The following is a 17,792-nucleotide window of genomic DNA, read 5'->3' as shown; positions in this document are numbered from 1 at the left end:
CGCCAGCGGCGGCCGGTCATCGCGGGTCAGGACATCAGGGGTTCATCGAGTGCCGGCGAGTCGGCGAAGATCAGGCTGACCAGGGTATCGCCGCGCTTGGGGGCTACCCCGCTTTCGGCGGTGGCCAGGCGTACCCGCCCCGATTGGCCGATGCTGAGCAGTGGCAGCCAGCGTCCGGCATGCCGGCGCCGCTGCTTGTCCAGGCGACACTTTTCGCCGAAGTGGATGCGTTGCACTTCGCCGCCCTCGGCGACCAGTCGCGAGAGACGGGCGAACGTCACGTCGCGACCGAACAGCAGCGGCAGGTGACTCAGGGCCTGACCGTGAGGACGGTTGGCGCTGCGTCCTTCATCCACAGCCAGCCGGAATACCCGATCGCGCCCCAGCAGATGCTCGAAGTGCAGGGCCGCCAGGTCGTTGAGCTCCCGATAGGGCGACAAGGGCAGCAGGTAGCCGATGTTGCTGAGCTCCAGGTGCTGGGCGGCGTGTTCCGACAGCGGATCGCCGTAGTAGGTGGTCAGCCCCAGCGCCTTGGCTTCCTGGATGGCGTCCCAGTTGCTGTCGGTGAGCACCACGCTGACACCCGAGGCGCGCAACTGCTGGCCGACCTGTCGCGCCACCGGGTTGGCCCCGATGATCAGCACGCCATCCGGCGACGGGCGACGTACGCCCAGCCAGTCCGCCAGCGGCCGGGAGAGCAGGCTCTGGCCGACCACCGTGCTGATGATCACCAGAAAGGTCACCGGCACCAGCATTTCCGCGCCGGGCATGCCGATCTCTTCCAGGCGCAGGGAGAACAGCGAAGCGGTGGCGGCGGCCACGATGCCGCGCGGCGAGATGAATGCCAGCAGGGCCTTCTCGCGAAGATTCAGGTGGCTGCCCAGGGTACAGACCCAGACCATCAGCGGGCGCGCCACGCCGACCAGCACGAACAGGAAGGCCCAGGCCGGCCAGCCCAGCAGTGCCAATTGCTCCACGGTGAGTCGCGCGGCCAGCAGGATGAACAGGCCCGAGATCAGCAGCACCGAGAGCGTTTCCTTGAACTCGATGATGGGGCGGGTCGGCACGCCGCGCATATTGGCCAGCCAGGCGCCCATGACCGTGACCGTGAGCAGGCCCGACTCATGGAACAGCAGGTTGGAGATCGAGAACAGCGTCAGCATCATCATCAGGGTGCCGAAGCTGTGCAACTGACGCGGCAGCCAGTGGCGGCGCAGTACCAGTCCCCAGAGATAGCCGCCACCGACCCCCAGGCCGAAGCCGATCAGGGCCGTCTTGCCGAACAGCACCAGGGTGTGGGTGGCGGCCCCCGTCGACCCCGAGCCCAGGGCGACGTACTCATAGACCAGCACGGCGCCGATGGCGCCCACCGGGTCGATCAGGATGCCTTCCCAGCGCAGGATCTGGGTCAGGTGCTGGCGGGCCCCCAGGGTCTGCAGCATGGGCAGGACCACGGTCGGTCCGGTGACCACCAGCAGCGCACCCAGCACGCTGGCCATCTCCCATGACAGCGACAGCAGCAGGTGGGCGGCGACGGTACCGATCACCGCGGTGATCAGGGCGCCCCAGGTGACCAGGCGCCGTACCGTGCGGCCATGGCCGCCAAGTTCGCGGAAGTCCAGCGTCAGGCTGCCCTCGAAGAGGATCACTGCCACCGCCAGCGAGACCAGCGGAAACAGCAGATCGCCGAACATGGCGTCGGGATCGAGCAGACCCGTAACGGGACCGGCGGCGATGCCGGCGACCAGCAACATCAGAATGGCCGGCAGCTTAAGCTGCCAGGCAAGCCATTGGCAGACCAGCGCCAGCAGGCCGATCATTGCCAGGTCGAAGCCGGCATGCTCCATGAGTGTCGCGCTCCATCAGTTCGGGAAACAAGTCGGGGAGAACAAGGGGCCGCGCAGCCTAGCGTCGTCGACTCCGACATGCAATCCATCGGCGCGATGAAGTATCTTGATCGAGTGCCATGCTGCCGTGCCTGAGCCCCGGCGGCGTGGCGCGAGGGCGGGCTTTTGCCTACAATGGGCGCCTTGTGTTTGCCGCTTTACTTCATCGACGGACAGGATTCCATGCTCGATCCCAAACTGCTGCGCAGCGACCTCGAGGGCGTTGCCCAACGACTGGCCAAGCGAGGTTTCGCTCTCGATACCGAACGACTTGCCGCGCTGGAGTCCCGGCGCCGTGAACTGCAGGCCGAGACCGAGCGGTTGCAGAACGAGCGCAACACGCGCTCCAAGTCGATCGGCAAGGCCAAGGCCAATGGCGAGGACATTCAGCCGCTGCTCGACGAGGTGAGCGATCTCGGCGATCGCCTCGACGCGGCCAAGACGCGTCTCGCCGAGGTACAGGCGGAGTGGGACGAGCAGGTCAGCGGCCTGCCCAACCTGCCCCACGAGAGCGTGCCGGAGGGGCAGAGCGAGGATGACAACGTCGAACTGCATCGCTGGGGCACGCCGCGCACCTTCGACTTCGAGATTCGCGATCACGTCGACCTGGGCGCCCAGACCGGCCAGCTCGACTTTGACCTGGCATCCAAGCTGACTGGCGCGCGCTTCGCGGTGATGCGAGGCACCATCGCCCGCCTGCATCGCGCTCTCACCCAGTTCATGCTTGACAAGCAGACCCTCGAGCATGGCTACGAGGAGTGCTATGTCCCTTACATGGTCAACGACGACTCGCTGTACGGAACCGGCCAGCTGCCCAAGTTCGGCGAGGACCTGTTCCGCCTCGAGGACGAGCGCGGCTATCGCCTGATTCCCACCGCCGAGGTGCCGCTGACCAATTTCGCGCGCGACGAGATCATCGAGCACAAGGCGTTGCCGGTGCGGCTGACCGCCCATACGCCGTGTTTCCGCAGCGAGGCCGGATCCCACGGGCGCGATACCCGGGGCATGATTCGCCAGCACCAGTTCGACAAGGTCGAGATGGTGCAACTGGTCGAGCCGTCGACCAGTTATGACACCCTCGAGGAAATGCGCGGTCACGCCGAGGCGATCCTCCAGGCGCTCGATCTGCCGTATCGTGTCGTGACACTGTGCACCGGCGACATGGGCGCGGGTGCCGCCAAGACCTATGACCTGGAAGTCTGGCTGCCGAGCCAGGAGACCTACCGCGAGATCTCCTCGGTGTCCAACTGCGAAGACTTCCAGGCCCGCCGCATGCAGGCGCGCTTCCGTCATCCCGACGAGAAGAAGCCGCAGCTGCTGCACACCCTGAACGGTTCCGGGCTGGCGGTGGGGCGCTGCCTGATCGCCGTGATGGAGAATCACCAGAACGCCGATGGCTCGATCAGCGTGCCCGAAGCGCTGCGCGCCTACATGGGCGGCATGGAAACGATCAATGTTGCGTGAGGGGTGAAGCCTCGACGGCGATCACATCATTACGCTTCTCCCGCTGGCGCTCCAGGGCCCAGCGGACGTGCTCGCGCACCAGGTCCGACGGATAGGCCAGACGCGCCCGCAGGGCGGATTCGACGCTTTCGCTCCAGGGCGCGTTGCCCAGGCCCACCGCCAGGTTGCGTAGCCAGCGCTCGTAGCCGATGCGCCGAATGGGGCTGCCGGCGGTCTTGTCGAGAAACTCTTCCTCGCTCCAGGCGAACAGGCTGACCAGGTCGGCGCGGTCGAGGTCGTGGCGGGGCGCGAAGTCACGCTCGCGGCTGACCCGGGTGAAGCGGGTGAAGGGGCACACCAGTTGGCAGTCGTCGCAGCCGAAGACGCGATTGCCCATGGCGGCGCGGAATTCTTCGGGAATCGCCCCATGCAGCTCGATGGTGAGATAGGAGATGCAACGGCGTGAGTCGACGACGCCATCCTCGACGATGGCATCGGTGGGGCAGCCCGTGCGGCAGGCGTTGCAGCTGCCGCAGTGGGCGCCTTCATAGGGCGGATCCACCGGCAGGGGCAGGTCGGTGTAGAGTTCGCCGAGAAAGAACAGCGAGCCCGCTTTGGGGTTGAGGATCATGGCGTTCTTGCCGACCCAGCCCAGGCCCGCCTTGCGCGCCAGCGCGCGTTCCATCACCGGCGCCGAGTCGACGAAGGCGCGATAGCCGAAGGGACCGATCTCGTCCTGGATCTGCTTGGCCAGCGTGGCCAGACGCTTGCGCATCAGCTTGTGGTAGTCGCGCCCCACGGCATAGCGCGAGACGTAGGCCTTCTCCGGGCGGGCCAGCATTCGGGTCGTTTCGACCTCGGGCGGCAGGTAGTCGAGCCGCACGCTGATCACCCGCACCGTGCCGGGCACCAGCTCCTCGGGGCGGGTGCGCTTGGTGCCGTGCTTGGCCATGAAGTGCATCTCGCCATGGTGGCCTGCGTCCAGCCAGCGTTGCAGGCGGGCCTCGTCCTCGGCCAGGTCGACATCGGTGATGCCGACTTGCTGGAAACCGAGTTCACGGCCCCAGGTCTTGATCGACTCGGCCAGGGCCTGGAGGTCGGGAGAGGCGTCGCCTTGAGCAGACGGCTGGGACATGATCGAGCAAACACCACGCAGAATGGCGCCACGACGCTTGGCGTCCGGCGGGGGAAAAGACACACTTCACATGGTAAAGCATCGTGTGCTGGGGGAATAGCGAATGACACAAGCGCCACCGGAAGATCACAGGGGCCGAGCGCTGTATCGTGCCGAGCAGGTGCGCGAGCTGGATCGGCGCGTCATCGCCTCCGGCGTGGCGGGGTTCGCGCTGATGCAGCGTGCCGCGGCGTCGGCCTGGCGCTACCTGCGCGCCACCTGGCCGGAGGTGCGCCACCTGAGCGTGCTGTGCGGTGGCGGCAACAATGGCGGTGATGGTCATGTGCTGGCCGCCCTGGCGGCCGCCGAAGGGCTCTCGGTACAACGCATCCTCGTCAAGCCCGTGGAGTCGCTCGAGGGCGATGCCCGCCGGGCCGCCGAGATGGCCGATGCCGCCGGTGTCGGTCGTCAGCCATGGAAGGACGGCACGACGCTGAGCGGCGAGCTGGTGGTGGATGCCCTGCTCGGCACGGGGCTGGCCGGCGAGGTACGCGGGGCATCCCGTTCGGCCATCGCGGCCATCAATGCCAGCGGTCGGCCGGTGCTGGCCATCGACATTCCCTCCGGACTGCATGCCGACACCGGGGCCGAACTGGGCGAGGCGGTGCGCGCCACCCATACCATCACCTTCATCGGCGACAAGCTCGGCTTGCATACCGGACGGGGGCCGGCCCGGGTCGGCAAACTGGTCGTGGATGATCTGGCGGCACCCCGCGAGGCATTCGAGGGTATGACACCGGCGGCATGGCGGCTCGGCCGGGCCCTGATCGCGGCGCTGTTGCCGCCTCGCGAGCGCAATGCCCACAAGGGCGCGATGGGACACGCCCTGGTGCTCGGCGGTGCGACCGGCATGGGCGGTGCGGGCCTGCTGGCCGCCGAGGCATGCGCCCGGCTCGGCGCCGGCAAGGTGAGCCTGGCCACCGATCCCGCCCATGTCGCCGCGAGCCTGATTCGCCGGCCCGAGGTCATGGCGCATGGAGTGCGTGGTCTCGCCGATCTCGGTGAGCTGCCGCAAAAGGCGGATGTGCTGGTCGTCGGCCCGGGCCTTGGGCGCGGCAGCTGGGGGCAGGCCATGCTGCAGGCGGCCCTGGCCGCCGAACGCCCCCTGGTGGTGGATGCCGATGCTCTCAACCTGCTCGCCGAGCGTTTGGCCGGGCAGTGGCGCGATGACTGGATCCTCACGCCGCACCCCGGCGAGGCGGCTCGCCTGCTGGGCATCGGCACGGCCGACGTGGAGGCGGACCGACCGGCGGCGGCCCAGGCATTGCAACAGCGTTTCGGTGGCGTGGTGGTGCTCAAGGGCGCCGGGAGCCTGGTGGCCGGCCCCGCCGGACTGGCGGTGTGCCCCTGCGGCAATCCGGGCATGGCCAGTGGCGGCATGGGCGATGCGCTCTCCGGCATGCTCGGGGCCCTGGTCGCCCAGGGGCTGTCGCTGGAGATGGCTGCCCGTCTTGGTGTGCTGGTGCATGCCCTGGCCGCCGACATGGCGGCCCGGCAAGGCGGTGAGCGTGGCCTGCTGGCCGGCGATCTGGCATCCTGTGCGCGAATTCTGGTCAACCCGACGATGGACGAAGACGATGCGGTTGCAACTCGCTGATGAAGACCGCCAGGTCGCGCTGGGCGAATGCCTCGGTCGGGCGCTGGCCGGCCGGGGGCGGGTCTACCTGGAAGGGGAGCTCGGCGCCGGGAAAACGACGCTGACTCGTGGCATCCTGCGTGCCTATGGTCACCAGGGCGCGGTCAAGAGTCCCACCTACACGCTGGTGGAGCCCTATGAGCTGGCCCAGGCGCGAGTGCACCACTTCGATCTCTATCGCCTCGGTGACCCCGAGGAACTGGAGTTTATCGGCGGGCGTGACCTGCTCGGCGAAGACGCGTTGTGCGTGATCGAGTGGCCCGGCAGGGGAGAGGGCTGGCTGCCCGCGCCCGACCTGCGGGTGCACTTGACGCTGGAAGGGCAGGGGCGCCTGGCGAGCCTGTCGGCCGAGACCGAGAAAGGGCGCGAAGTGCTTGAGCGGCTGGCGGCGGATGTCGCCCGGATCGATGGTTCCATTGCCGGCACGGACGAAGACGTTTCATGAGGAAAAGGATATTGCGTCGTAACATGCTTCGCTGGCTGGTGTCGCTGGCGCTGTTGGTGCCGTTGTGCGCCGAGGCCGCCAGTGTCGACAACCTGCGCCTCTGGGCGGCGCCCGACCACTCGCGCCTGGTCTTCGACCTGTCGGCACCGGCCTCGGCGGAGGTGTTCACGCTGGACGATCCGCGTCGGCTGGTCATCGACCTGCAGGACAGTCATCTCGAGGCCGATATCGATCACCTGGATCTGTCCGGCAGCGCCATCAGCGAGGTGCGCTCTGGGGTGCGCAATGGCGATGACCTGCGGGTGGTGCTGGAGCTGTCGCGGCCGATCGAGCCGCGCCACTTCACCCTGGAGCCCAACGAACAGTATGGCCATCGCCTGGTGGTGGATCTGGAGTACCCCGGCGAGAGCGCCGTGGAGGACCCCATCGATCCCATCGAGGCCAAGATCCGCGAGCAGGAGATTGCCGCTTCACGTGCCCAGACCGAGGCCGTGGCCGAGGGGCGCGACCCGGATACCGTGACGCCGGTGGTCGAGAAGGCCCAGCCGCATCCCAAGCGCGATATCATCATCGCCGTGGATGCCGGGCATGGCGGCGAGGATCCCGGTGCCACCGGACCCAGCGGCACCCGCGAGAAGGACGTGGTGCTGGAGATGGCCAAGCGCCTGTCGCGACTGATCAATGCCGCCGAAGGCTTCAAGGCCGTGATGATCCGCGACGGCGACTATTATGTCGGGCTGCGTCAGCGTACGCATATTGCCAGGGAGCAGAAGGCCGACTTCTTCGTCTCGCTCCATGCTGACGCCTTCAACAGCCCGCGACCGCATGGCAGCTCGGTATTCGCGCTTTCCCAGAGTGGTGCGACTTCGGAGACCGCCAAGTGGCTGGCGGCAACGGAGAATCGCTCGGACCTGATCGGTGGCGTGGATGGCAACCTGTCGCTGGACGACAAGGATGAGGTGCTGCGCGGCGTGCTGCTCGACTTGACGATGACCGCAACCCTCAACGATTCCTTGACCATCGGAGGACAGGTGCTGGATCGCCTGGGACGCATCAACGATCTGCACAAGTCCCGGGTCGAGCAGGCCGGTTTCGTGGTACTCAAGTCGCCGGACATTCCCTCGCTGCTGGTCGAGACGGGGTTCATCTCCAATCCACAGGAAGAGAAACGGCTGCGTGATGGTGGCTATCAGCAGCGCATGATGCAGGCGGTCTTCGGTGGCATTCGGGCGCATTTCGAGCGCAACCCGCCGCCGGCCAGCCTGCTGGCATGGCAGCGTGATCAGGGCAGAGGAGGTGCCGGAGACGAGTATCGGATTCAGCCCGGTGATACCCTGTCCGAGATCGCTGCCCGACACAACGTGCCGGTAGGCCAGCTTCGCCAGGCCAACGAGCTCAATGGCGATGTCATTCGGGTCGGGCAGGTGCTGAGGATACCGAGTTCTTGATCCCTTTGGAGAGCGTGAAGCCGTAAGCTTCAAGCTATAAGAGAACCTCTTGCATCAAGACAAGGTGGATTGAGCATCCGGCTTACGGATCGAGTGGAGTAATATGACAGACAGACAGCATATCCAGGTTCTCGATCCGCGGTTGGCCAACCAGATCGCCGCGGGTGAGGTGGTCGAGCGGCCGTCCTCGGTGGTCAAGGAGCTGGTCGAGAACGCCATCGACGCCGGTAGCCGACGCATCGAGGTGGAGCTGGAGTCTGGCGGGGCGCGGCTGATCCGGGTGCGCGATGACGGTGTCGGTATCGGCGAGGAGGACTTGCCGCTGGCCCTGTCGCGCCATGCCACCAGCAAGATCGCCTCCCTGGATGATCTCGAGGGCGTGGCGAGCCTGGGCTTTCGGGGCGAGGCGCTGGCCTCGATCAGTTCGGTGTCGCGCCTGGAGTTGATGTCCAATGTCGATGACGACCCGACCAGCGGCTGGCGAGTGGTGGTGGAAGGGCGCCGAATGGAGCCTCGGGTCACCCCTTCACCGCACCCGCGCGGCACCTCGGTGACGGTGCGCGACCTGTTCTTCAATACGCCGGCACGCCGCAAGTTCCTGCGCACCGAGAAGACCGAGTTCGGTCACGTGGAGGAGGCGTTTCGCCGCCAGGCCTTGTCACGCCTGGACCTCGGCTGGGTGCTGCGCCACAACCAGAAGACCATCCACCAACTGAGCCCGGGCGGTGATCTGGTCGGTCACGAGCGTCGCCTGCAGGCGCTGCTCGGCAAGGCCTTCCTGGAAAACGCCCTGCACCTGGACATCGAGACCGGTGGCCTGCGCCTCTGGGGTTGGGTCGGCCTGCCGACCCATTCCCGGGCCCAGGCCGACCAGCAATACTTCTTCGTCAATGGCCGGGTCGTGCGCGACCGACTGGTGGCTCATGCCATTCGTCAGGCCTATCGCGATGTGCTCTTCCACGGCCGGCATCCGGTATTCGTGCTGTATCTGGAGGTCGACCCCACGGTGGTGGACGTCAACGTGCACCCGACCAAGCATGAGGTGCGGTTCCGCGATGGCCGCATGGTGCACGACTTCCTGTTTTCCAGCTTGCATCGGGCACTAGGCGAGGCACGCGCCGGCCAGCCGGGAGAGGGACGGGTGACGGAAGAGTCGCCGGCCGGGGAGAGTGCGTCGCAAGCCTCAGCGCCAGCGGCCAGCGAGGTGGCCGAGTCCGCCGGACGCTGGCAGCAGCAGCCGATGGCCTTGCACGGGCGTGACGAGAGTGACGGGCAGAAGGTGACGCCGGATCGGGTGCGGGCCTTCATGGAAGGCTATCGCGCCTTGCACCCGGAGCATGAAGAGAGCCTGCTGACCCCGCAGCCGTCCGCGCCGGGAGCGGGCGGCAATGCCGCCGAGGTGGCGCTGGCCGAACGCGAGGCATCGCCTGCGGCGGCGACATCCAGCCCGGCCCCCGCCCCGGCGATGCCAGAGGAAGATGCCACCAAGGCGCCGCCCCTGGGCTATGCCGTGGCCCAGCTGCACGGCATCTACATCCTCTCCCAGACCGAGCGTGGCCTGGTGGTGGTGGACATGCACGCCGCCCATGAACGTATCGTCTACGAACGCATGAAGGCACAGGTGCATGGCGAGGCCGGCAATGGAGGCGGCCTGCAGGCCCAGCCACTGCTGGTGCCGGTTTCCCTGGCAGCCAGCGCCGCCGAAGTGGCCACCGCCGAGGCCGAGCGCGAGGCCTTCTCGCGTCTGGGTGTGGAGCTCGACGTGGCCGGCCCGGAGACGCTGCTGGTGCGCCAGGTACCGGCCCTGCTGGTCGATGCCGATGTCGAGCCGCTGGTGCGCGACATGCTGGGCGATCTCGAGCGTTACGGGCGTTCCGACCGGCTCGAGGCTCATATCAACGAACTGCTGTCGACCATGGCTTGCCATGGCAGCGTGCGGGCCAACCGCCAGCTGACGACGGCGGAGATGAACGCGCTGCTGCGTGACATGGAGCGCACCGAGCGCAGCGGCCAATGCAACCATGGCCGTCCCACCTGGACCGAGATGAGTCTCAAGGAACTGGATCGATTGTTCCTGAGAGGCCAGTGATCCGACGGAGACTTCATGAGCGACACTCGCCCGCCGGCCATCTTCCTGATGGGGCCGACTGCCGTGGGCAAGACCGACATGGCCATCGCCCTGCACGAACGACTGGGCTGCGAGTTGATCAGCGTCGACTCGGCGATGGTCTATCGTGGCATGGACATCGGCAGTGCCAAGCCGTCGCCGACGGAGCTGGCGCGGGCCCCGCACCGCCTGATCGATATCCGCGATCCGGCCGATCCTTATTCGGCGGCGGCGTTTCGCGAGGATGCACGTCGCGAGATGCGCCGCATCACCGACGCCGGTCGTGTACCCTTGCTGGTGGGTGGCACCATGATGTACTACCAGCGACTCTGGGTGGGGGAGCCCAATCTGCCATCGGGGGATCCGGAGATCCGGGCCGAGCTGGACCGGGAAGTCGAAAGGCGCGGACTGAGCGAGCTGCATGAAGAATTGGCACGTGTCGATCCGCGCGCCGCGCGACGCATTCATCCCAACGATCCCCAGCGCCTGACGCGGGCGCTGGAGGTCTATCGAATCAGCGGGCGCCCGCTCACCGAGCACTGGGATGAACAACAGCCGGAAACCTTTCCCTGGCGAGTGCTGTCGATAGGGCTCGCTCCGGCTGATCGAAGTGTGCTGCACTCACGGATAGCGGCACGTTTCGACGCCATGCTCGAGGCGGGATTTCTCGATGAGGTGGCCGGCCTGAAGGCTCGGGACGACCTGCATGCGAGACTACCGGCGATGAAGAGCGTGGGCTATCGTCAGGCTTGGGAGTACCTGGAAGGACAGGGCGACCGAGAGGCGTTTCGGCGCCGGGGGATCGTTGCCACGCGGCAGCTGGCCAAGCGCCAGTTGACCTGGATGCGTGGCTGGCCAGAACTGCATTGGGTCGACATCCTGGCCGGCGAACCACTCGATCGTGTCTTGAAATTGGTGCGTGAATTCAGCAGTTAGCGTAAGATGAGCGTTCCATGAGACCGGTCGATCGGGCTCCACCGGGCAAGAGTGCCACCTCGGGAAATGAGGTGGGCACCCAATAACACTATCAACCCCATAAGAGATAATTAGGGAGAGCAACATGTCCAAAGGACAGTCCCTTCAAGATCCATACCTGAACGTACTGCGCAAGGAGCGCATTCCGGTGTCGATCTTCCTGGTCAACGGCATCAAGCTGCAGGGCCAGATCGAGTCCTTCGACCAGTTCGTCATCCTGCTGCGCAACACGGTCAGCCAGATGGTCTACAAGCATGCCATCTCCACGGTGGTGCCGTCGCGTAACGTGCGCCTGCCGGCGAGCGACGTGTCCGAGCAGTCGGATAGCAACGCGTGAGGTATTGATTGTTTTTCGAACGTCCCGACGCCGGTGAGACGGCGGTACTCGTCCATGTGGACTTCCAGGACGAAAACGAGCGCGAGGATTCCGGGGAATTTCTCGAACTCGTGCGCTCGGCCGGCGCGGAGCCGGCCACGCTGCTGACCGGCAGTCGCGGCCGGCCCGATCCGCGTTTCTTCATCGGTTCGGGCAAGCTGGAAGAGGTTCGCGAAGCGTTGGCGGTCCACCAGGCCGAGCTGGTGATCTTCAATCACGCCCTCAGCCCCTCCCAGGAGCGTAATGTCGAGCAGGCGCTCAAGTGCCGTGTGCTGGATCGCACCGGGCTGATCCTGGATATCTTCGCGCAGCGGGCGCGGACCCATGAGGGCAAGCTGCAGGTGGAGCTGGCCCAGCTGGAGTACATGTCGACCCGGCTGGTGCGTGGCTGGACCCACCTGGAGCGTCAGAAGGGCGGTATCGGTCTGCGCGGCCCGGGGGAAACCCAGCTCGAGACCGACCGTCGCTTGCTGCGTGGCCGCATCAAGGCCATTCACAAGCGCCTGGACAAGGTGCGTAGCCAGCGTGGTCAGAATCGCCGTGCCCGCTCGCGTGCCGAGATTCCCAGCGTGTCGCTGGTCGGCTATACCAATGCCGGCAAGTCGACGCTGTTCAACGCTCTGACCGAGTCGAGGGTCTATGCGGCGGACCAGCTGTTCGCTACCCTCGACCCCACCTTGAGGCGTCTCGAGGTCGAAGACGTGGGGCCGGTGGTGCTGGCCGATACCGTGGGGTTCATCCGGCATCTGCCGCACAAGCTGGTGGAAGCCTTCCAGGCAACCCTTCAGGAAGCCGCCGAGGCGAGCCTGCTGGTTCACGTGATCGACGCCGCGGACCCGGATCGCGACCTCAACGTGACCCAGGTGGAAGAGGTGCTGGATGAGATCGGTGCGCTGGACGTGCCGACGCTCAAGGTGATGAACAAGGTCGATCTGTTCGACAGCGCGCCGCGCATCGAGCGCAATGCCGAGGGACGACCCGAGGCGGTGTGGCTGTCGGCCCGCGACGGTCGCGGGCTGGAATTGTTCGAACAGGCTCTTTCGGAGTGCCTGGCCGACGATATCATCGACTTCGACATCACCCTGGCACCTGCCCAGGGCAAGCTGCGGGCCAGCCTTCACGAATTGGGGGCGGTGCGCGAAGAACGCTTCGACGAGCAGGGGCGGACCCTGCTCGAGATACGGCTGCCGCGACGTGATTTCCTGCAATTGATGGCACGTCTTGGCGAGAGCGCCAACGATTACCTGCCGGAGGAATTGCAGGAAGGTCCCGTCTGGGAACAGTGAGTCGCCTTCGGGCGTCGATCGGTGTCCACCCACATCGATGACGCTACAAGGATCGCAACGATGCCCGTCGCGATGCGACGGCACGCAACGCATAGTGGAGACGACGTATGGCCTGGAATGAGCCTGGTGGCGGCAACCAGCATGACCCCTGGAGTGGTGGGGGCCGCCGTGGTGGCAACGGCAATGGAGGCAAGGGGGGCGGCAATCAGGGCCCCCCGGATCTCGATGAGGCCCTGAAGAAATTTCAGAACAAGCTCAACGGCATGCTGGGCGGTCGCGGCAAGCGCGGCGGCAATGGCGGCGGTTCCGGCGGTGGTGGCAAGCCGCGCAATACCTTCGCCTTGCCGGGGCTGCTGCTGATCGTGGCGCTGGCCGTCTGGGCCGCCTCGGGCTTCTACCTGGTCGACCAGTCCGAGCGTGGCGTGGTGCTGCGTTTCGGCAAGTACCAGGAAACCGTGACGCCGGGTCTGCAATGGAATCCGCCGTTGATCGATGACGTCCGCATGGTCAATGTGACCCGGGTGCGTTCGGTCAGCCAGACCCAGTCGATGCTGACCCAGGACGAGAACATCGTCTCCGTCGAGATCTCGGCCCAGTATCAGGTCTCCGACCCGCGTGGTTACGTGCTCAATGTGCGCGACCCCGAGCTCAGCCTGGAAAATGCGCTGGACTCCGCGCTGCGCCACGTGGTGGGCGGCACCGACATGATCGATATCCTGACCTCGGGCCGCGAGATTCTCGGCAGCTCGGTCAACAGCCGCCTGCAGTCCTATCTGGACAGCTATGGCACCGGCATCGTGCTGCAGACGTTGAACGTCGAGTCCACCTCGCCCCCCGACGCCGTGCAGGATGCCTTCGATGACGTGATCCGGGCCCGCGAGGACCGTCAGCGCACCATCAACCAGGCCATGGCCTATGCCAATGCGGTGATTCCCGCCGCCCAGGGCCAGGCCCAGCGTATCGTCGAGCAGGGCCAGGGCTATCGCGAATCGGTGGTGGCCGAGGCGCGCGGTCAGGCCAACCGCTTCAATGCTCTCTTGACCCAGTATCAGGATGCACCGGCGATCATGCGTGAACGCCTCTATCTGGATACCTTGTCCGATGTCTACAGCGAGACGCCGAAAGTCATGGTCGACGTCAGCGAGCAGAGTCCTCTGATGGTCCTGCCGATGGATCGCCTCAAGCGCAGCGGCACGGACAGCAAGTCGAGCGACGGCGAGGCCGAGGTGGACCCGCAACTGCTTGAGCGTCTGCGTTCCACCCAGTCCTCATCCAGCTCGAACAGCAGCAACAGCAGTAGCAGCGTTCGCAGGGAGGGTCGCTGAAATGATCAATAATCGTTCCCTGCTCATTGTCGGCGGCCTGGCCGCCGTTGCCTGGCTGGCCAGCAGCAGCCTGTATGTGGTCGACGAGACCGAGCGCGCGGTGAAGCTGCGCTTCGGCGAGATCATTGAGGAAAACATCCAGCCGGGACTGCACTTCAAGATCCCGATCACCCAGACGATCCGCAAGTTCGATACCCGGGTGCTGACCCTGGATACCGATGCCAGCCGTTACCTGACGCTGGAGCAGAAGGCGGTGATCGTCGACTCCTACGTCAAGTGGCAGGTGGTCAATCCGACCCGTTACTACGAGGCCACCGCCGGCGACGAGTTGCAGGCCGTGCGCCTGATCCAGCCGCGGGTCGACGAGAGTCTGCGTAACGAGTTCGGCCGTTTGAACCTGCAGCAGATCATCTCCGAGCAACGCGATGAACTGATGACCGGCCCGACCCAGGATCTCGACGAGCTGATGCGTGACGAGCTGGGTGTGGCCGTGCTCGACATCCGCGTCAAGCGCATCGACCTGCCCGAGGATGTCTCCTCGGCGGTGTACGATCGCATGCGCTCGGAGCGCGAGCGTGAGGCGCGCGAATGGCGTGCCCAGGGTCAGGAGGAAGCCGAGCGTATCCGCGCCAATGCTGACCGCCGCCGCCAGGTGCTGCTGGCTCAGGCTCAGGAGCGCTCCGAAACCCTGCGTGGTGAGGGCGACGCCGAAGCGGCGGGGATCTTCTCGCAGGCTTACGGCAAGGATGAAGAGTTCTTCTCCTTCTGGCGCAGCCTCGATGCCTATCGCGACAGCTTCAAGGGTGACGGCGACATGCTGGTGCTGGATCCCTCCAGCGACTTCTTCCAGTATCTCAAGAGTCCGACGCCGATCAGCGAATGAACCGACAGGCCGGCTGATGTCGGCGGTGAACCGAGATGGGCGCCGGTGCCAATCGGGCATCGGCGCCAGGGTTCATCCAGGCGCCAAACGTGCTAGAATCGGTAAACCGGGCGTGGCCCGGTTTTTTTGTGGCCTCTCCTCATCCGGCGAGCTTCCTCCGGCTTCCCGCCATGCTTATGTTCCGCCAGGCCGCGAGGCTTGCCACAGGCCAACCACTGTCTTGCAGGAAGAACGACATGACCATCGCTGACCGCTGGCTCTTGCCCGACGGCATGGACGAAGTGCTGCCGCCCCAGGCCAGTCGCATGGAGGAGTTGCGCCGGGCGCTGCTCGATCTCTACCACGGCTGGGGCTACGACCAGGTAATGCCGCCTCCCGTGGAGTTTCTCGACTCCCTGCTTACCGGTACCGGCACCGAGCTGGATCTGCAGACCTTCAAGCTCACCGATCAGATGACCGGCCGCATGATGGGGGCCAGTGCCGATGTCACTCCCCAGGTGGCGCGCATGGACGCCCACTCCCTCAAGCGGCAGGGACCTGTGCGGCTGTGCTATTGCGCCAATGTGCTGCGTGCCAAGGCCGACCAGTATCAGGGCGGCCGCAGCCCGGTCCAGGTCGGGCTGGAACTCTTCGGCCACGCCGGCCTTGAGGCCGATCTCGAGATCCTGCGACTGGCGTTGACCAGCCTGTCCGTTGCCGGTGCCGGTGAGGTCCACCTGGCGCTCGGACACATCGGCATCTATCGTAGCCTGGTGGAAGCCGCCGAACTGTCATCGGAGCAGGAGCGCGCGGTATTCGAGGCCCTCGAGCTGAAATCACCGGGTGCCTTGTCGAGCCGAGTCGAAGAGTGCGTCGCCGACCCGGCCCTGGCCGACATGTTCCGCGCCCTGGTAAGGCTCCACGGTGGCCCCGAAGTGCTCGACGAGGCGCGAGAAGCGTTCGCCGAAGCGCCTCAGGCGGTAGGGGCCGCCCTCGATCAGTTGCGGGCGCTGCACCGTGGCGTGATGGCCGAGCATCCGGAGGTCGAATTCTATTTCGACCTGGCCGAGCTGCGCGGGTATCAGTACCACACCGGCATGATGTTCTCCGCCTATGTGCCCGGTTACGGCCAGGCCCTGGCCAAGGGCGGGCGTTACGACGATACCGGGCGCGCCTTCGGACGGGCCCGGCCTGCCACCGGCTTTTCCCTGGAGCTCAAGCTGCTGGCCACGTTGACGCCGAGAGAGCCGCGTGGTGATGGCATCTGGGCACCGGCCGAGGGCGAGGGGCTGGCCGAGGCCGTGAAGGCGCTGCGCCAGCGAGGCGAACGCGTCGTCCAGGCGCTGCCGGGACAGCGGACCGGCCCCGAGCAACATGACTGTCAGCGACATCTGGTGCCGGCCGACGACGGCTGGCGAGTTGAGGCCCTGCCGGCCTCCGACGACCCGACCTGATGCCAGGCGAACCGCTTTATTCGATTCCGGCCGACCGCCGGTGTGCTGCAACGAGAGACGAGACACTATGGGCAAGAACGTAGTCGTACTGGGCACCCAGTGGGGTGACGAGGGCAAGGGCAAGGTGGTCGACCTGCTGACCGAATCCGCCGATGCCGTGGTGCGTTTCCAGGGTGGGCACAATGCCGGCCATACCCTGGTCATCGATGGCGAGAAGACGGTGCTGCACCTGATTCCCTCCGGCATCCTGCGTGACGACAAGACCTGCGTGATCGGCAATGGCGTGGTGCTGTCGCCGGAAGCGCTGATCGAGGAGATCCGCGAGCTGGAGGCCAAGGGCGTGCCGGTCCGCGAACGTCTGCGCCTGTCGCCGGCTTGCCCCTTGATCCTGCCTTACCATGTGCGTCTCGACCAGGCGCGCGAGAAGGCGCGTGGCGTGGCCAAGATCGGCACCACCGGCCGGGGCATCGGGCCGGCCTACGAGGACAAGGTGGCGCGTCGTGGCCTGCGTCTCGGCGACATGCTGCACCGTGAACGCTTTGCCTCCAAGCTCGGCGAGGTGCTGGATTACCACAACTTCGTGCTGACCAAGTACCACGGTGAGCCGGCGGTGGATTTCCAGCAGGTGCTCGACGATGCCATGCGCATGGCCGACGAGCTGCGTGACATGGTCTGCGACACCGTGACCCTGGTGCACAATGTGCGCAAGGCCGGCGAGAACATCCTCTTCGAGGGGGCCCAGGGGTCGCTGCTGGATATCGACCACGGCACCTATCCCTTCGTGACCAGCTCCAACACCACGGCCGGCGGCACCGCGACCGGCTCCGGCGTGGGGCCGCTGTATCTCGACTATGTGCTGGGCATCACCAAGGCCTACACCACTCGGGTCGGCTCCGGTCCCTTCCCCACCGAGCTGTTCGACGAGCATGGCCGCCACCTGGCCGAGAAGGGCCACGAGTTCGGTGCCACCACCGGTCGCGCCCGTCGTTGTGGCTGGTTCGATGCCGTGGCGCTGCGCCATGCCGTGCAGATCAACTCGGTGTCGGGGCTCTGCCTCACCAAGCTGGACGTGCTCGACGGTCTGGAGAACATCCGTGTCTGTGTCGGTTACCGCAGCAAGGATGGCGATGTCCTCGACGCGCCGGTGGACTCCGAGGGCTATGAAGCGATCGAGCCGGTCTACGAGGACCTGCCGGGCTGGAACGAGTCGACGATCGGCGTGAAGAGCGTCGACGAGCTTCCCGCCAATGCCCGTGCCTACATCCACTTCCTCGAGGAGCAGGTGGGCACGCCGATCGATATCATCTCGACCGGTCCGGATCGCAACGAGACCATCGTCCTGCGCAATCCCTTCGCCGAATAACGTCGCCCTCGA

The 17,792-nt window shown here is 66.0% G+C and carries 14 protein-coding genes; 12 read left to right on the top strand and 2 right to left on the bottom strand.

The features are described from left to right. Positions 1 to 26 precede the first annotated feature (26 nt). A complete protein-coding gene (locus tag HELO_RS13075; protein WP_013333127.1) occupies positions 27 to 1,847 on the bottom strand; it encodes a cation:proton antiporter in 1,821 nt (606 codons plus the stop codon). A gap of 222 nt (positions 1,848 to 2,069) precedes the next feature. Between HELO_RS13075 and serS the strand changes: the two genes are divergently transcribed. Further along, positions 2,070 to 3,350: a serine--tRNA ligase gene (gene serS / locus HELO_RS13070; RefSeq protein ID WP_041602610.1), complete on the top strand. Its 1,281-nt coding sequence runs from the start codon at positions 2,070 to 2,072 to the stop codon at positions 3,348 to 3,350. Here the strand turns inward: serS and queG are convergent. Further along, positions 3,337 to 4,464: a tRNA epoxyqueuosine(34) reductase QueG gene (gene queG, locus HELO_RS13065; protein WP_013333125.1), complete on the bottom strand. Its 1,128-nt coding sequence runs from the start codon at positions 4,462 to 4,464 to the stop codon at positions 3,337 to 3,339. The two genes, serS and queG, sit on opposite strands and share 14 nt — an antisense overlap. A gap of 103 nt (positions 4,465 to 4,567) precedes the next feature. Between queG and HELO_RS13060 the strand changes: the two genes are divergently transcribed. The 11 genes from HELO_RS13060 to HELO_RS13010 all read left to right on the top strand — a co-directional run bounded on the left by HELO_RS13060 (position 4,568) and on the right by HELO_RS13010 (position 17,780). Continuing rightward, positions 4,568 to 6,100, top strand: a complete 1,533-nt coding sequence (locus HELO_RS13060) for a bifunctional ADP-dependent NAD(P)H-hydrate dehydratase/NAD(P)H-hydrate epimerase (RefSeq protein ID WP_013333124.1) — start codon at positions 4,568 to 4,570, stop codon at positions 6,098 to 6,100. Next, positions 6,081 to 6,584 (top strand): tRNA (adenosine(37)-N6)-threonylcarbamoyltransferase complex ATPase subunit type 1 TsaE, encoded by a 504-nt coding sequence (tsaE, locus tag HELO_RS13055; RefSeq protein WP_041602136.1) that lies wholly within the window; start codon positions 6,081 to 6,083, stop codon positions 6,582 to 6,584. Before HELO_RS13060 ends, tsaE begins: the two co-directional genes overlap by 20 nt. Positions 6,585 to 6,607: 23 nt before the next feature. Further along, positions 6,608 to 8,032 (top strand): N-acetylmuramoyl-L-alanine amidase, encoded by a 1,425-nt coding sequence (locus HELO_RS13050; protein WP_049786238.1) that lies wholly within the window; start codon positions 6,608 to 6,610, stop codon positions 8,030 to 8,032. A 103-nt stretch (positions 8,033 to 8,135) separates the two neighbouring features. Further along, positions 8,136 to 10,121, top strand: a complete 1,986-nt coding sequence (gene mutL, locus HELO_RS13045; protein ID WP_013333122.1) for a DNA mismatch repair endonuclease MutL — start codon at positions 8,136 to 8,138, stop codon at positions 10,119 to 10,121. 15 nt (positions 10,122 to 10,136) lie between these two features. Continuing rightward, positions 10,137 to 11,075, top strand: a complete 939-nt coding sequence (gene miaA / locus HELO_RS13040) for a tRNA (adenosine(37)-N6)-dimethylallyltransferase MiaA (RefSeq protein WP_013333121.1) — start codon at positions 10,137 to 10,139, stop codon at positions 11,073 to 11,075. A gap of 124 nt (positions 11,076 to 11,199) precedes the next feature. Next, a complete protein-coding gene (gene hfq, locus HELO_RS13035; RefSeq protein WP_013333120.1) occupies positions 11,200 to 11,451 on the top strand; it encodes an RNA chaperone Hfq in 252 nt (83 codons plus the stop codon). An 8-nt stretch (positions 11,452 to 11,459) separates the two neighbouring features. Continuing rightward, a complete protein-coding gene (gene hflX / locus HELO_RS13030; protein ID WP_013333119.1) occupies positions 11,460 to 12,776 on the top strand; it encodes a ribosome rescue GTPase HflX in 1,317 nt (438 codons plus the stop codon). 107 nt (positions 12,777 to 12,883) lie between these two features. Beyond that, positions 12,884 to 14,101 (top strand): FtsH protease activity modulator HflK, encoded by a 1,218-nt coding sequence (gene hflK, locus HELO_RS13025; RefSeq protein ID WP_013333118.1) that lies wholly within the window; start codon positions 12,884 to 12,886, stop codon positions 14,099 to 14,101. A gap of 1 nt (position 14,102) precedes the next feature. After that, complete coding sequence (gene hflC / locus HELO_RS13020) at positions 14,103 to 14,984, top strand: protease modulator HflC (RefSeq protein ID WP_013333117.1); 882 nt, start codon at positions 14,103 to 14,105, stop codon at positions 14,982 to 14,984. Positions 14,985 to 15,220: 236 nt separating this feature from the next. Then, complete coding sequence (locus HELO_RS13015) at positions 15,221 to 16,417, top strand: ATP phosphoribosyltransferase regulatory subunit (RefSeq protein ID WP_041602135.1); 1,197 nt, start codon at positions 15,221 to 15,223, stop codon at positions 16,415 to 16,417. Positions 16,418 to 16,484: 67 nt separating this feature from the next. Beyond that, positions 16,485 to 17,780, top strand: a complete 1,296-nt coding sequence (locus tag HELO_RS13010) for an adenylosuccinate synthase (RefSeq protein WP_013333115.1) — start codon at positions 16,485 to 16,487, stop codon at positions 17,778 to 17,780. Positions 17,781 to 17,792 lie beyond the last annotated feature (12 nt).

Origin of the sequence: Halomonas elongata DSM 2581 (assembly GCF_000196875.2) — a bacterium.
Lineage (GTDB): Bacteria > Pseudomonadota > Gammaproteobacteria > Pseudomonadales > Halomonadaceae > Halomonas > Halomonas elongata.
The sequence above is the reverse complement of the archived record's forward strand: the minus strand, read 5'-3'. Positions and strand labels throughout refer to the sequence as shown.

Excerpts from the sequence above, each read along its gene's own strand:
- HELO_RS13060 (WP_013333124.1), top strand. The coding sequence starts at position 4,568 with ATGACACAAGCGCCACCGGAAGATCACAGGGGCCGAGCGCTGTATCGT.
- mutL (WP_013333122.1), top strand. The coding sequence starts at position 8,136 with ATGACAGACAGACAGCATATCCAGGTTCTCGATCCGCGGTTGGCCAAC.
- HELO_RS13050 (WP_049786238.1), top strand. The coding sequence starts at position 6,608 with ATGCTTCGCTGGCTGGTGTCGCTGGCGCTGTTGGTGCCGTTGTGCGCC.
- hflC (WP_013333117.1), top strand. The coding sequence starts at position 14,103 with ATGATCAATAATCGTTCCCTGCTCATTGTCGGCGGCCTGGCCGCCGTT.
- queG (WP_013333125.1), bottom strand. The coding sequence starts at position 4,464 with ATGTCCCAGCCGTCTGCTCAAGGCGACGCCTCTCCCGACCTCCAGGCC.
- hfq (WP_013333120.1), top strand. The coding sequence starts at position 11,200 with ATGTCCAAAGGACAGTCCCTTCAAGATCCATACCTGAACGTACTGCGC.
- miaA (WP_013333121.1), top strand. The coding sequence starts at position 10,137 with ATGAGCGACACTCGCCCGCCGGCCATCTTCCTGATGGGGCCGACTGCC.
- tsaE (WP_041602136.1), top strand. The coding sequence starts at position 6,081 with ATGCGGTTGCAACTCGCTGATGAAGACCGCCAGGTCGCGCTGGGCGAA.
- HELO_RS13010 (WP_013333115.1), top strand. The coding sequence starts at position 16,485 with ATGGGCAAGAACGTAGTCGTACTGGGCACCCAGTGGGGTGACGAGGGC.
- HELO_RS13015 (WP_041602135.1), top strand. The coding sequence starts at position 15,221 with ATGACCATCGCTGACCGCTGGCTCTTGCCCGACGGCATGGACGAAGTG.
- HELO_RS13075 (WP_013333127.1), bottom strand. The coding sequence starts at position 1,847 with ATGGAGCATGCCGGCTTCGACCTGGCAATGATCGGCCTGCTGGCGCTG.
- hflK (WP_013333118.1), top strand. The coding sequence starts at position 12,884 with ATGGCCTGGAATGAGCCTGGTGGCGGCAACCAGCATGACCCCTGGAGT.
- serS (WP_041602610.1), top strand. The coding sequence starts at position 2,070 with ATGCTCGATCCCAAACTGCTGCGCAGCGACCTCGAGGGCGTTGCCCAA.